General features: G+C 68.7%; 13 protein-coding genes. 4 read left to right on the top strand and 9 right to left on the bottom strand.

What is annotated here, in order from left to right; genetic code table 11:
• Nucleotides 1-42 precede the first annotated feature (42 nt).
• The 9 genes from NN2_RS14245 to NN2_RS14285 all read right to left on the bottom strand — a co-directional run bounded on the left by NN2_RS14245 (nucleotide 43) and on the right by NN2_RS14285 (nucleotide 8,298).
• Nucleotides 43-861 (bottom strand): NAD(P)-dependent oxidoreductase, encoded by an 819-nt coding sequence (locus tag NN2_RS14245; RefSeq protein ID WP_063013860.1) that lies wholly within the window; start codon nucleotides 859-861, stop codon nucleotides 43-45.
• Nucleotides 862-890: 29 nt separating this feature from the next.
• The gene (locus NN2_RS14250) at nucleotides 891-1,412 is read right to left on the bottom strand and encodes a DoxX family protein (protein WP_030517534.1); all 522 of its coding nucleotides are present in this window, start codon (nucleotides 1,410-1,412) and stop codon (nucleotides 891-893) included.
• Nucleotides 1,413-1,419: 7 nt separating this feature from the next.
• The gene (locus tag NN2_RS14255) at nucleotides 1,420-2,316 is read right to left on the bottom strand and encodes an alpha/beta hydrolase (protein ID WP_174554970.1); all 897 of its coding nucleotides are present in this window, start codon (nucleotides 2,314-2,316) and stop codon (nucleotides 1,420-1,422) included.
• A gap of 263 nt (nucleotides 2,317-2,579) precedes the next feature.
• On the bottom strand, nucleotides 2,580-4,241 hold the full coding sequence (locus tag NN2_RS14260; protein WP_063013862.1) for a thiolase C-terminal domain-containing protein: 1,662 nt from the start codon (nucleotides 4,239-4,241) through the stop codon (nucleotides 2,580-2,582).
• A 52-nt stretch (nucleotides 4,242-4,293) separates the two neighbouring features.
• On the bottom strand, nucleotides 4,294-5,670 hold the full coding sequence (locus NN2_RS14265) for a cytochrome P450 (RefSeq protein ID WP_063013864.1): 1,377 nt from the start codon (nucleotides 5,668-5,670) through the stop codon (nucleotides 4,294-4,296).
• Nucleotides 5,671-5,680: 10 nt separating this feature from the next.
• Nucleotides 5,681-5,872 (bottom strand): ferredoxin, encoded by a 192-nt coding sequence (locus NN2_RS14270; RefSeq protein ID WP_030517538.1) that lies wholly within the window; start codon nucleotides 5,870-5,872, stop codon nucleotides 5,681-5,683.
• Between the two features lie 11 nt (nucleotides 5,873-5,883).
• On the bottom strand, nucleotides 5,884-6,744 hold the full coding sequence (locus tag NN2_RS14275; RefSeq protein ID WP_030517539.1) for a mycofactocin-coupled SDR family oxidoreductase: 861 nt from the start codon (nucleotides 6,742-6,744) through the stop codon (nucleotides 5,884-5,886).
• A gap of 46 nt (nucleotides 6,745-6,790) precedes the next feature.
• Nucleotides 6,791-7,495, bottom strand: coding sequence for an SDR family NAD(P)-dependent oxidoreductase (locus tag NN2_RS14280; RefSeq protein WP_063013996.1), 705 nt, complete (start codon nucleotides 7,493-7,495; stop codon nucleotides 6,791-6,793).
• Complete coding sequence (locus NN2_RS14285; protein ID WP_063013866.1) at nucleotides 7,492-8,298, bottom strand: TauD/TfdA dioxygenase family protein; 807 nt, start codon at nucleotides 8,296-8,298, stop codon at nucleotides 7,492-7,494. The genes NN2_RS14280 and NN2_RS14285 overlap by 4 nt, the downstream gene beginning before the upstream one ends.
• A gap of 202 nt (nucleotides 8,299-8,500) precedes the next feature.
• Here NN2_RS14285 and NN2_RS14290 point away from each other — a divergent pair, with 202 nt between their 5' ends.
• The 4 genes from NN2_RS14290 to NN2_RS14305 all read left to right on the top strand — a co-directional run bounded on the left by NN2_RS14290 (nucleotide 8,501) and on the right by NN2_RS14305 (nucleotide 13,703).
• On the top strand, nucleotides 8,501-9,979 hold the full coding sequence (locus NN2_RS14290; protein ID WP_063013868.1) for an aldehyde dehydrogenase family protein: 1,479 nt from the start codon (nucleotides 8,501-8,503) through the stop codon (nucleotides 9,977-9,979).
• Nucleotides 9,979-11,193: a CaiB/BaiF CoA transferase family protein gene (locus NN2_RS14295; RefSeq protein ID WP_063013870.1), complete on the top strand. Its 1,215-nt coding sequence runs from the start codon at nucleotides 9,979-9,981 to the stop codon at nucleotides 11,191-11,193. Before NN2_RS14290 ends, NN2_RS14295 begins: the two co-directional genes overlap by 1 nt.
• Before the next feature lie 22 nt (nucleotides 11,194-11,215).
• Nucleotides 11,216-12,403: an OB-fold domain-containing protein gene (locus tag NN2_RS14300; RefSeq protein ID WP_063013872.1), complete on the top strand. Its 1,188-nt coding sequence runs from the start codon at nucleotides 11,216-11,218 to the stop codon at nucleotides 12,401-12,403.
• 139 nt (nucleotides 12,404-12,542) lie between these two features.
• Nucleotides 12,543-13,703, top strand: a complete 1,161-nt coding sequence (locus NN2_RS14305) for a thiolase C-terminal domain-containing protein (protein ID WP_063013874.1) — start codon at nucleotides 12,543-12,545, stop codon at nucleotides 13,701-13,703.
• The last annotated feature ends 1 nt before the right edge of the window (nucleotide 13,704 follow it).

A 13,704-nucleotide genomic window follows, 5' to 3' on the forward strand; every position in this document is an offset into this window, starting at 1 on the left:
GGCCCATCCGCCCGGCGCCGACGAATCCGATCCGCATCCCGGTCACCGCCGCTGATTCATCAGCGCCAGGGTGGCGTCCGCGGCGGTGAGGACGACGCCGGGATCGGCCCCCGCCGCATCGGCCAGGCCAGCCACCAGGGAGACGTCCTTGCGCAGCAGCGCACCGGCGTACTGGGCCAGCCGATCGAGGCTCACCCCGGCGTCGACGATGCGCCCGAGCGCGAAACTGTTCGCGGTGCCGTGCGCGATCACCTCGCCCAGCCGCGCCGGATCCACGCCCAGGCCCGCGCCCAGGGTGAAGGTGCTCATCGCGGTCGCGAGGTTCGCGGTGAACAGCAGATTGTTGAGCAGCTTGGTGACCTGTCCGGAGCCGACCTCGCCGAGATGCACCACCGGGTCGGCGTAGCTGTCGAATACGGGCCGGCAGCGCTGCACGACCTCGGCGTCACCACCGGCCATCACCAGCAGCCGCCCGGCCTCGGCCGCCGGCCCGCCGCCGCTGACCGGCGCGTCGATCAGCGAGATGTTCTGCACCGCAGCGGTTTTCGCAAGTTCGCGGCAGGTGTCGGGATGTACCGTGCTGTGCACGGCCACCACACCGCCCGCGGACATCCCCGCGAGCACGCCGTGTTCGCCGGTGAGGACCTCGCGCACGTCGTCGTCGCCGACCACGCAGACACAGACCAGATCGCTGCCGGCGCCCAGTGCCGCCGGCGTCTCGGCGGTCGCCGCGCCGGACTCCGCGAACGGCTCGAGGGTGGCGGCCCGGCGGGCCCACAGCGTCGTCGGATATCCGGCCGCGATGATGCGCCGCGCCATGGGGCCGCCCTGACTGCCCAATCCGATGAATCCGACTCGCATATCCGTACCTCTTCCGTCGAATGCCGCTGTCACGCCGTGGTTTCCGGCTGCTGCGCGGGAGCCGGTGCCGGACGCCAGAAGGTCGCCAGCAGCCCGGCCGTCGCGACCACGGCCACCCCCGCCGCGATCGCACCGCCCGCCCAGCCCACGACCTCGATATCGGTGGCGTGGTCGAGCGAGAGCCATCCCGGGCCCAGCATGGCCGTGGCCAAGGCGGTGACCGCGAGCACCAGCACGTACTCGTAGCCCTCCTTGAAGACGAAGAATCCGTTGGGGCGATGCGCCAGCAGCCCCGCCACGAGCATCACCGAGATGATCGCCGCACACGCCAGCGGCGTGAACAGGCCCACGATCAGCAATGCGCCCGCACCGATTTCGGTGACGACACTCAGCCAGGCCTGCAGGATGCCGTTGCGCAACCCGAGCCCGGCGAACCAGCGGGCGGTCCCGTCGATGCGGCCGCCGCCGCGCCAATGGTTGTAGCCGTGCGCGATCATGGTCGCGCCGACCACCAGGCGCAACAGCAGCAGTGCCACGTCGGCGACATCCATCTTCGCCTCACCTTCCGGGCCGCGTACCGTCGGCCCCGTCGAATTGGGTTGCAGAGCAGGAGAACCCGTCACCGGCGGCGAGCAGGCACTCCTCGGCGAAGGCCAGCACCCCCAGGTGGTAGGCGCGCGCGGAACGGCCCACGCTCAGGTTGTGCCCGCTGCCCGGCTGCCGGTTGAGTACCACCCGGGGCGCCGCGGTGAACGCCGTGCCGGCATGCGCCATCCCGTCCGGGTCGTTGCGCCACACCCGTTCGTGATCGCCGAGGGTGAAGCGCACCGGCACGCGGATCCGACCGGCGAGGGCCGGGAATTCGGTATCGGCCCAGTCGGTGACGGTCGCCGCTTCCAGCCGGGGTCCGTTCGCGGCGATCGCCGCGCCGCCGACCAGGTCGGGCGGATACAGCCGGGCCGGTTGCCAGAGCAGTTCGTTGAGTCCACGCGGTCGCGCACCGGGCCCGCGCGGCCCGGACAACATCGTCGCGGCCGCGGCGCTGTATTCGCGTCCGGTACCGGCTACTTCGAGGCCCAGCAGGTCGCGGCCGCGATCGTCGGCGGCCATCCGCAGGGCCAGCTCGCACCCGGCCGAGTGGGCGATCAGCAGTATGCCCGCATCGCGCGCGTCGGGAAGCAGTTGTGCCACCGCCGAATACATCAGGTCGACGCGCCGCCGCGGATCCCACAGCCGATCGGCGTGCGGTGCCGACGCACCGTAGCCCGGCCGGTCCAGCGCCAGCACGGTGAAGCCGAGGTCGCGGGCGGTGTGCAGCAGCGACAACTCGGGGTGTCCCGGACAGTCGAAGTAGACCGAGGTGGTAGCGCCGCCGTGCAGCGCGACCAGCACCGCACGCGGCTCTCGCGCCCGCATCAGAAGTCCCGACACCGCGATTTCGCCTGCCTCGGTCACCACCCGCTCCGGTGCCGTGGAGGAACGGTGTGCACCGAGTAGATGCGGCAGTCCGTCGGACGCGGCAGCGATGGGTATGGACGCGCTGTGCTGTGCTCTCGGGCGGGGTGTCGCGGCCGCCACATGGAGATGCCGCGCGGTCCGTGCATGATGGTGCTCCGCCGCTGCCGGCAGCCGGCCGTCCGCCTCCGGCGTGCCGGTCTGCTTCGCTGCCGGCGTGATGGGCCGGCTCGCTGCTGGGGCGGGCTGCTCCGCGGCCGCGGTCATCGCTCGCTCCGCAGCAGCAGCACGCCGCTCGGAGTCAACCCACCGCTGCTGGTGACCGCCACCCGCGCGCCGGCGACCTGACGCGGCCCGCATTCACCGCGCAGCTGGGCGACCGCCTCGTGGATCAGGCCCATGCCGTGGGTGCGTCCGTGCGAGAGCTGCCCGCCGTGGGTGTTGAGCGGCAGAAGTCCGTCGCGCGCGATGTTCTTACCGCCGTCGAGGAAGTCCTTCGCCTCGCCGATCTTGCAGAAGCCCAGTGCCTCGATCCAGGACAGGCAGTTGAAGCTGAAGCCGTCGTAGAGTTCGGCGACGTCGACGTCCTCGGGCCGCAGATCGGTGCGCGACCACAGATGCGCCGACTGCCCGAGCACCTGCGGTTCGTGGGTGAGGGTGCTCTGGTCCCACTCCACCCGCTCCAGGATCTGAGTGCCCACGGCCTCCACGTACACCGGGGGTTTGGCCAGATCGGCAGCGGCATCGGCGGCCGAGACGATCACCGCCACCGCGCCGTCGCAGGGCACGTCGCAGTCGTAGAGGCCGAACGGACTGGTCACCGGGCGTGCCGACAGGTAATCGTCCATGGTGAGCGGATCCCGGTACACCGCAGTGGGATTCAGCGCGGCATTGGCACGCTGGTTCAGCGCGATCCAGCCCAGCGTCTCCTTGGTCGTGCCGTAGCGATGGAAGTGCCGCTGCGCGTTCTGGGCGAGGGTGTGCGCCGCGGAGGTCGCCCCGAACGGCAGCTGCCAGCTGGGGGTGCGGCCACCGCCCAGCGGTGCCGTCGCACCGGTGCGGATCAGTTCGTTGTAGGTGGCCTCCCACACCGTCCGGAAGCACAGCACGTGCCGGGCCAGTCCACCCGCGACGGCCAGCATCGCCGCGATCACCGAGCCACCCGGCCCGAAGGTTTCGATGCCGCCGTTGTACCAGACCGGCCGCAGCCCCAGCGCCGACTCGAGGGCGGTCACCCCACCCTCACCGAATCCGCCGACGTTCCCGCCGCCCGGGTACGAGGAGATTCCGTCGATATCGGCCATCGTGAGCCCGGCGTCCGCGATCGCGCGTTCACAGGCCTGCACGGTCAGCGCCAGCGGGGGAACCATCAGCCGCCGTCCGATCTCGGACATTCCGATGCCGGTCAGCGCCACCCGATCCTCGAATTTGGCGGCGGAGACCCGAGGCCGGACGTGCTCGGCGAAGCGGTCGGGGTCGATCTCGTCGGCCGGCAGCGGTGCCGGCTCCGGTTGTTCGGCCGTGGGCCGGAACAACGGAAGCCACACGTCCTCGTGCTGTTCGAACACCACCTCCATCCGCATACCGAGCACCAGGTCGGCGGCGTCGCAGCCGATGACGGTGGTGGTCAGGCGAATTCGCGGATCCTCCACCAGCGCGACCTGCCCGACCACATACGGCGGTGGCAGCCCCGGCAGTCCGAACCGCTCGTTGTGCGTGAAGCCGATGAGCGTCGCCACACCGGAGACTTCCCGCACCCCCATCTCGGTGCCCCGGCAATAGCGGCACACCGGCTGCGGCGGATGGATCAGCTCGGCGCAGGTCCGGCACTGCTGGATGCGCAGCCGATCGTCGGCGCCGGCGGTCCAGAAGAACTCGTTCTGCGCGGTGAGTTGCGGTAGCGGCCGCCCGGACGCGGTGGTCACCTCACGCCTCCTGCTTGTCGGTGCGAAATGCGAATTCGGCTGTGCGCGAGGCTCAGTGGATGTCGGCCTGTTCCTTGCGGGCGGTCACCGGCGCCGCGAGCTGTTGCTCCTCGCAGATCGCCTGCAACTTCTCCAGCGTCGCGTCGAGCCCCTCGCCCAGCCGCGGGCCCGGGGTGAAGGTCGCCGGCAGATGCCGCATGCCCTGGATGACGGCGATGGTGTCGTAGTGCACCGTGGTGTCGGGGTCGCAGCGGTAGTCCGGCATCCGGTCCAGCACCGCGAGCAGCATCCGCTTGAATACCGTGCGGGCCAGATTGGAGCCGATGCAGCGGTGGATCCCGAGCCCGAAACTGTAGTGCCGGTTGCGATGCCGGTCGAGGATGATCTCGTTGGGGTCCTCGAAGATCGACGGATCGCGGTTGGCCATCGCCCACGACAGCCACAGCCGATCGCCCTCGGCGAATCGTGTGCCGACCACCTCGCAGTCCTCGGCGATGGTGCGGCCGTCGCCCGGGGCCGGCGTGTAGTACCGCAGGAATTCCTCGGTCGCCGAATCGAGCAGGGTCTCGCGCTCCGCGCTGAGGATTTCGCGCTGGTCCGGATGCTCCGACAACCATTCCAGCGAATGCGCGGTGAGCGCCGTGGTGGTGTCGAAACCGCCGCCGATGATCAGTGCCAGCATGCCGAGCATCTCGAGGTCGGGCAGTTGGGCGCCGTTGACCTTCGCCCGCACCACCGCGTCGATCATGCCCGGCCGCGGATTCTCCTTGATCTCGATCAGGTTGTTGAGCAGATCCAGGCCCATCTCCCGGTGCATCGCGGTGATCCGCTCGATATCCGGGGAATCGGGCGGGGTGTAGACCGCGGCATGGACCGGTTCGTTGTAGACCGTCCACTTCTTCAGCGGAATGCCGAGCATCGCCAAGGTGAGAACGGCGGGAACGATATTGGCCAGATCGTCGACGAAGTCGATGCGGCCGGATTCGATCTTCTCGTCGATCGCCGCGCGCACGACCTCGTCGATGAACGGAATCCAGCGGTTGACCGCCGCCGGGGACAGATACGGGTTGAGCGCCGACCGCAGTTCGCGATGCTCGGGCTCGTCCATCTCCAGGATCCCGCCCCGGATGGCGGCGGCGCGTGGCGGTTTCGGAATCGAAATCCCTTGATAGCCACGGCGTTCCCCGGCGGTGTCGTGATCGTTGGACACGTAGGGGCAGCGGGCGAGCTCGAACACCTCGCGGTTGCCGGCGGCGACCCAGTGGCCACCGTAGGTGTCCGACCAGGCGATCGGGCAGTGCTGCTGCATGTCCTGGGTGATGGACAGGAAATTGTCGCGATACTCCGGGGCGTACCGGTCGAACGAGTACTGCGGTTGTTTCCGCTCGTCGTCCGCCGGTCCGGCCTCGGTGATGTTTTCGGCGGTCACGGCGTTCCTCTCAGGTGATGGTGATCGCTCGTTCCGGGCACGACTGGGCGGCCTCGCGGACCTGTTCCTCCTGATCCGGGGGAACGTCCTCGCTGACCGCCGAGGAGTGGCCGTCGATTTCACTGAGTACGAACGACTTCGGAGCGACCATGGCGCACAGGGTGTGTCCCTGGCAGCGCTCCGGATCGACGCGAACCTTCACGGTGTCTCCCCTTAGATGTGATAGTCGTACCACTTGAGGTATCCGCCGGCGTCCACCCGCATCTGCATGCCGGTGACGTAGCGGGATTCGTCGGAGGCCAGGAACAGCACCATGTTGCTGGTGTCCTCCGGCTCGATCCACGGCACCGGCATGGCCTGCTGCACATGGAACGCGGGCTGCGCGTCCTGCAGGGTCGGCTTCTCGAGATCGGGCCGGAACGAGCGGTACATGGGCTCGCTCTGCAACATGTTCGTATTGCAGTTGGTCGGATGGATGACATTGGCGCGGATATTGCGCGCGGCGATATGCGTCGCCAATTCGTGCATGTACATCGACAATCCGCGCTTGGCGACCATATAGGCGATGCCGCCGGGATCCTTGCCGGGCTGATCGACCTTGGCCACATCCATCAACGCCGCGGTCGAGCCGGTGGCGATGATCGAGGCGCCGGTGTCCAGATACGGCAGTGCGGCGTGCACGGTGTTGATCACGCCGATCAGGTTGGTGTCGATGACGTCGGTCCAGGCCTGCCACTGCGGTTCGCCCTTCATGCCGGCGATGCCGGCCTGGGCCACCACGACATCCAGATGCCCCAGCTCGTCGACGCCGCGTTTCACCGCGTCGCGCAGCGCGGCGATATCGCGGACGTCGGCCTGCACGGCGACGATCCGGCGGCCGGTCTTCTCCACCAGTCGTTCGGTTTCCTCGAGGTCTTCCGGCCGCGCCATCGCATAGCCGATGGTCTCGATGTCCTTGCAGATGTCGACGGCGATGATGTCGGCGCCCTCGGACGCCAGCTTCACCGCGTGACTGCGGCCCTGCCCTCGTGCGGCACCGGTGACGAGGGCGACTTTGCCTTCCACGCGTCCCACTGGTGGTCCTTTCGGTTGTGTTGTGCCTCAGCGCGTTTCGCGCCGGTTAGGTATTGCGGCCGCCGTTGACACCCAGGATCTGGCCGGTGATGTAGCCGGCTTCCTCGGAGACGAGGAACGCGCAGGCGGCGGCGATGTCCTCGGGCCGGCCGACCCGGCGGACCGGGGTGCGGGCGATGTGGTCCTCGATGGATCCGCCGAGCAGCTGGGCCTGTTCGGTCTTGCGCAGCATCGGTGTATCGATGAACCCGGGCGGGACCGCGTTCACGGTGATGCCCTCCGGGCCGAGTTCCAGGGCCAGCGATTTCGTCAGTCCGTTGACCGCCGACTTCGCCGAGACGTAGTGCGACATGAAGGGTTGCCCGGAATGGGTGCTGGAGGAGGAGATGTTGACGATCCGGCCCCACTGCGCGGCGCGCATATCGGGCAGGACGGCCTGAATGCTGTGGAAGACCCCGTGCAGGTTCACCGCGATGGTGCGTTCCCACTGCTCGAAGCTCAGGTTGGCGAAGCGGCGGTAGCCTTCGGCGCCGGCGGAGTTCACCAGCACCGTCACCGGGCCCAGTTGTTCCCGGATCGCGGTGAGCGCGGCGTCGATCTGGGCGCGGTCGGTGACATCGGCGGTGTGGTCGAATTCGGACTCGCCGGGTTTGATGTCGAGAGTGGCCACGCGAAAGCCGTCGGCGCGCAACCGATTCGCCACGGCCAGTCCGATGCCGGACCCGCCCCCGGTGACCACCGCTGTTCTCACGCCCACGGTTCGGCTCCCGCGATCGTGGTGCGGTGCAGTTCGCGTTCGGAGCTCGCGTCGTAGTGCAGGGCGCGGTGCAGGATTCCGGTGTTGTCCCACACCACCAGATCACCGACCGACCAGTCGTGGGTGTAGGAGAAGCGCGGCTGAGTCGACCACTCCAGGAGTTCGTCGAGCAGTGCGCGGCTCTCGGCCGCGTCCATGCCCACGATGTGGTCGGCGGTGGCGCCGATGACCAGTGAGCGGCGGCCGTCCCGGCGTTGCCACACCAGCGACGTTTCGTGCGTGGGCAGGTGGCGCCAGTCGGCGACCTGCTCGGCGGTCGGGTCGGGGTGCACGAGGCGCTGGGAGGCCTCGAAGCTGTGCACGACGCGCAGGTTGTCGTAGCGCTTGCGTTCGGCCTCGGACAGTCCTTCGTAGGCGGCGTAGGTGCTGGCGAACTGGGTGCCGCCGCCTTCCATCGCCACATGCCGCGCGGTGAGCACGGTCGCCTTGGCCGGCACGTCGTTGGTGGTGTCGTCGATATGCCAGAAGAAGGTGCCCTCGAGATATTTCGCGGCCCGGTTCTTCTCGGGATCCAGTGTGATGGTGAAGATTTCGCGGCCACCGGGAGCGAGCACCGTGCCCAGGCGCCGGCAGAACGCCAGCTGGGCTTCGTCGTCGAGATGCAGTCCGCGGACCACCAGGACGCCGCGCCACTTCAGGGCCTCGAGGCACCGGCTGATCACCGTGTCGTCGTGCAGATCCTCGACCCCGGTGACCTCCACTCCGATGGTGGGGTTCAGCGCTGTCGTCTCAACCACAAGAATCTCCCTTCCAATTGTGAGAACCGTACTCTCGCTCGGCGTTTCTCCGCAAGGTTTCCCTGGATTCGAGCACGTTCCGAGGGTGACCGGGTAACGGCGGCGATCGGTGGGACGCGTTCGGCCATTGCTGGGGCCGAACCTGCTCGGATACATTATTCTCCATTGTTGAGAATGGAATTTCCATAGACGAGGAGACGGGATGCCACAGGGCAACGCGACGGCCGGCGACGGGCGCGCCGTCACCAGACGAATGCTGATCGACGGTGAACTCGTCGCGGGGGAGCGCAGTTTCGCCTCACTCAATCCGGCCACCGGAGAGATCTACGGGTACGCGCCCGAGGCGAGCATCGCCGACACCGAGGCGGCGATCGCGGCCGCGCGCCGGGCCTTCGACACCACCGACTGGTCCACGAACACCGAATTCCGCGCGCACTGCCTGGAGCAGTTCTACGCGGCACTGCGCGCCAACGTCGAAGACCTGCGCGAGCTGACCATCGCCGAGGTCGGCGCGACCCGGATGATGACCCACGCCAATCAGCTCGAGACACCGTTCGAGATCGTGAACTACTTCGCCGGTCTCACCCGCACCTACCCGCGCACCGAGGAACTCGGCGAGGTGGAGGACCGCGGCCGCATGCACCGTCGCTGGGTGGAGCGCGAGGCCTCCGGTGTGGTCGCGGCGATCGCGGCCTACAACTATCCGCATCAGCTGGCGCTGGCGAAACTGGCGCCGGCGCTGGCCGCCGGTTGCACCGTGGTGCTCAAGGGCGCCCCCGATACGCCGCTGGCCACACTGGCGCTCGGCGAGGTGATCGCGGAGCACACCGACATCCCGGCGGGGGTGGTGAACGTGCTGTCCGGATCCGATGTCGAGGTGGGCAGGACGCTGACCACTCATCGCGATGTCGACGTCGTCAGCTTCACCGGATCGACCGCGGTGGGCCGCCAAATCATGTCGGCGGCCGGCGATTCGCTCAAACGCGTCTTCCTGGAACTGGGCGGCAAATCCGCGATGGTCGTGCTCGACGACGCCGATTTCGGCACCGCCGCGATGTTCGGCGCCTTCAGCATCTGCAGCCACGCCGGGCAGGGCTGTGCGATCACCACGCGCATGCTGGTGCCGCGCGAGCGCCACGACGAGGTGGCCGAGATGGTCGCCGGATTCATGTCCAAGGTCAGCTACGGCGACCCAGGCGATCCGAAAAACTATATGGGCCCGCTGATTTCGGAACGCCAGCGCGACAAGGTGCACGGTCTGGTGCAGCGCGCGGTGGAGGCCGGCGCGAAACTGGTGTGCGGCGGGGAGAAGGTCGACCCCGGCTACTTCTACGCCCCGACCCTGCTCGCGGGCGTCGACCCGGACAGCGAGATCGCCCAGGAAGAGGTGTTCGGGCCGGTGCTGGCCCTGATCCCGTTCGACGACGACGAGGATGCGGTTCGCATCGCCAACAACTCCGTCTACGGGCTGTCGGGCGGCGTGTTCTCCGCCGACGAGGACCGGGCGCTGGCGGTGGCGCGGCGCATCCGCACCGGAACGATGAGTATCAACGGCGGCAACTACTTTCATCCCGATGTGCCGTTCGGCGGCTACAAGCAGTCGGGCATCGGCCGCGAGATGGGTGTGGCCGGGATCGAGGAATTCCTCGAGCAGAAGTCCTTCGCAGCGGTGGTGGCGTGATGAGCGGCGGCAAACCCCTGGACGGCATCCGCGTCCTCGAGGTCGCGATGTACGGGTTCGTCCCCTCGGCCGGTGCCGTGCTGGCCGAATGGGGGGCGGATGTGGTGAAGGTGGAACACGCCCGCACCGGTGATCCGCAGCGCGGGTTGCGCCAGATCGGCCGCTTGAAGGTCGAGGGCGATCCGAATCCCAATATCGAGCACGCCAATCGCGGCAAACGCAGTATCGGACTGGACATGTCGGTCCCCGAGGGGCGCGAGGTGATCTACGAGCTGGCGAAGACGGCCGATGTGTTCCTCACCAGCTTCCTGCCGCAGGCGCGCGCCAAATTCGGCATCGATGTCGACGACATCCGCGCGGTGAAGCCGGACATCGTCTACGCACGCGGCAGCGCGCTGGGACCGCGCGGTGAGGAATCGACCAAAGGCGGTTTCGATATGACCGCGTTCTGGTGCCGTGGGTCGGTCGCCGCGACCATCACCCCGGAGGGGATGGACGGGCTCATCTCCCCGCCCGGTCCGGCCTTCGGCGACACCATCTCCGGCACGAATCTGGCCGGCGGTATCGCGGCGGCGCTGCTGAAACGCGAACGGACCGGCGAACCGTCGGTGGTCGACGTCTCGCTGCTGGGCAGCGGCCTGTGGTCCATGGGCCACACCATCGCGCTGTCGGCACATCTGCGGCAGCCGCTGATCGCGCCCGCACCCGGTTCGCACGGGGCGCCGACCAATCCGCTGTCGGGCCTCTACGAGACCGCCGACGGCCGCTTTCTCTCGCTGGTCATGTTGCAGCCCACCAAGTTCTGGGCCGACGTCATGCGCCACATCGACCGGCCGGAGCTGGCCGACGATCCCCGCTTCGCCACGGCGGAGTCGATCGCCGCCAATACCGAAGCGGGCGTGGCGATTCTGCGTGAGGCGATCGGGCAGCGCACCCTCGCCGAATGGACCGAGAAACTCGCCACCATGGCCGGGCCGTGGGCGCCGGTGCAGGACAGCCTGCAGGTCGGCTCCGATCCGCAGATCCGCGCCAACGACTACCTGGTGCAGGTCGGCAGCCTCGAAATGGTCGCCAACCCGGTGCAATTCGATCTCGCCGCACCCGATACCGGGCCCGGGCCGGAATTCGCGGCGCACACCGAGGAAGTGCTGCTGGAGCTGGGATTGGACTGGGATCGCATCATCGCGCTCAAGACCGCCGGCGCCATCACGTAGTTTCGCCCGCAGGAAGGCTGACATGCCCTGTGTCGCATCGATCGGAACCTATCTGCCCTGCTGGGGCGGACCGCGCGGCCGTGTGCCCGGCGCGGACGAGGACGCGGTGACCCTGGCCGTGGAGGCCGGGCGGGCCGCCCTCTCGGGCGCCCCGCGTGCCACCGCGTATGTCGAGCGCGTCGTCGTGGTGAGCCGGGATCTGCCGTTGCTGGAGAGCAGTAATGCCGCGGTGCTGCTGGCCGGACTGGGTTTGGATCCCGAGCTCGAGGTGATCGAACGACTCGGCGGCGCGCCCGCGACACTGGACGCGCTCAGCTCCGCCCGCCCGCGCACGCTGATCATCGGCGTCGACCTGGATCCGGCCGGTGCGGCCGCGGCGCTGGTCGCCGAGCGCGGACTGGCGGTGCGGACCGCGGCCCGGGTGGCGCGCAGTCTGCCGGTGCGCACCCGCAACGCCACCGGCGATGTCCACGATTACGGTGATCCGCGGCTGCTGCACGAGCGCGGCCTGCTCGCCTCGCTGGCCGCGGCGTGGGTGGATACGCCGGTGATCGTGTCGGGCGTCGACCACGAGCAGGCGGCCCACCTGTGCGTCGGTGACCCACCACGATTGCCGACGACGGGGGCCGGGTCGAGCCTGTTCGCCCTTGCGGCACTGGCCGACTGGGGACAGACGGGGCTGCTCGTCGGGGTCGAGCAGGCCAGTCTGTCGGGGGTCACGGTCTCCGCGGGGCCGGTGCGGGTATACCGGCGCGAGCCCGCGGTGCGAGCCGAACCGGAGGCGGTCGCGGTACCGGGTGCCGACATCCCGATCTCGCTGGCCGCCTACGAGCGGGCCTTCGAGGCCAAGGTGCGCTGGGAGGCCGGTCGCCACCCGGGCCGCGACGAATTGGATTTCCCGCCGCGCTATCGCCTCGGTGACGACGGCCGGCTCAGCACGGACTACACGCTGATTCCGCTGCCGCGCACCGGAACCGTGTACACCGAGGTGACGGTGCACGTGCCGGTGCCCGGTCTGCGAACACCGTATTCGCTGGTGATCGTCGAACTCGACGAGGTGGACGTGCGGGCACTGGTCAAGGTCACCGGCACCGATCCCGGCACGGTCCGCATCGGCGACCGCGGGCGCATGGTCCTGCGCCGGGTCGCGGTGCGCTCCGGAGTGCCGGACTACGGGTACGCGTTCGAGCCGGACACGGAGGCGGCATGAGACATAATCGCGCAGCGCTCGTGGCGCCGAAGGGGGGTGCGGGCGCTCCCGCGAATTACGGAGGCGGCATGAGACATAATCGCGCAGCGCTCGTGGGGCCGACCGGGGTGCGGGCGCTCCCGCGAATTACGGAGGCGGCATGAGACGGGTGGCACTGGTCGGCGCCGGGATGACGCCGTTCGCCGAACATTTCGCGCTCGGGATCAAGGATCTGCTGCCGATGGCCTTCGCCGAATGTGCGGCGTCGGTGGACAAGGGGGTCGCGAAATCGGACCTGCAGGCGGCGTGGTTCGGGGCGATGGGCACCCCGGACGGGTTCCCCTCGGGCATTCTCGCCGACGTGCTCGGGGTGCCGGACCTGCCGGTCACCCGCGTCGAGAATTCGTGTGCCACAGGCAATGACGCGGTGCGCAACGCCCTGTTCGGCATCGCCTCCGGTGCCTATGATGTGGCGCTGGTGATCGGCGCGGACAAACTCCGCGAAACCGCCTCCAAGGACATGTTGTGGGAGTGGGAGGCGATGACCCGCGATATGGCGTGGGACTACCCGCTCGGCCTGATCGCGCCGGCCGGCTTCGCCCTGCACGTCGCTCGCTACCTGCACGAATCGCCCGCCGGACGCGAGCATCTGGGCATGATCGCGGTGAAGAACCACCGGCACGGCGTCTCGAATCCGAAGGCGCGCTTACGTTTCGAGATCTCGCTGGAGCAGGCCCTCGCCGCGCCGATGGTGGTGGACCCGTTCGGCGTGTACGACTGCGCGCCGCAGAGCGACGGCGCCGCCGCGCTGATCCTCGCCGCGGAGGACGTGGTGGATCGCTACACCGATCGGCCGGTCTGGATCAGGGGAGTGGGTTTGGGCCTGGATTCGGTGATGCACCAGCACAAACGGGATATGACCACATTCCCGGCGACGGTGCGCGCGGCGAAACAGGCCTTCGCGATGGCGGGACTGACTCCGGCCGATATCGATGTCGCGGAGGTGCACGATTTCTTCACCGGCATCGAATTGATCAGCTACGAGGATCTCGGCTTCGCCGACCGCTTCGAGGCCTGCAAACTGGTCGACACGGGCGCGACCAGCGTGGGCGGTGCGCTGCCGGTGAACCCGAGCGGAGGTTTGAAGTCCAAGGGCCACCCGCCGGGGGCCACCGGTGTGGCGCAATGCGTGGAACTGTTCGAGCAACTGCGCGGCCATGCCGCGAATCAGGTCGACGGGGCGCGAATCGGATTGGCGCACAACCTCGGCGGCCCCACGGCGGTGTCGGCGGTGACGATTCTGGAGGGTCCCCACGGCTGAG

It is taken from the genome of Nocardia nova NBRC 15556 (assembly GCF_001613005.1).
GTDB lineage: Bacteria > Actinomycetota > Actinomycetes > Mycobacteriales > Mycobacteriaceae > Nocardia > Nocardia nova.

Bases quoted from the DNA above. Each gene is read 5' to 3' on its own strand.
- NN2_RS14305 (WP_063013874.1), top strand. From the start codon at position 12,543: ATGAGACGGGTGGCACTGGTCGGCGCCGGGATGACGCCGTTCGCCGAA.
- NN2_RS14300 (WP_063013872.1), top strand. From the start codon at position 11,216: ATGCCCTGTGTCGCATCGATCGGAACCTATCTGCCCTGCTGGGGCGGA.
- NN2_RS14250 (WP_030517534.1), bottom strand. From the start codon at position 1,412: ATGGATGTCGCCGACGTGGCACTGCTGCTGTTGCGCCTGGTGGTCGGC.
- NN2_RS14295 (WP_063013870.1), top strand. From the start codon at position 9,979: ATGAGCGGCGGCAAACCCCTGGACGGCATCCGCGTCCTCGAGGTCGCG.
- NN2_RS14245 (WP_063013860.1), bottom strand. From the start codon at position 861: ATGCGAGTCGGATTCATCGGATTGGGCAGTCAGGGCGGCCCCATGGCG.
- NN2_RS14290 (WP_063013868.1), top strand. From the start codon at position 8,501: ATGCCACAGGGCAACGCGACGGCCGGCGACGGGCGCGCCGTCACCAGA.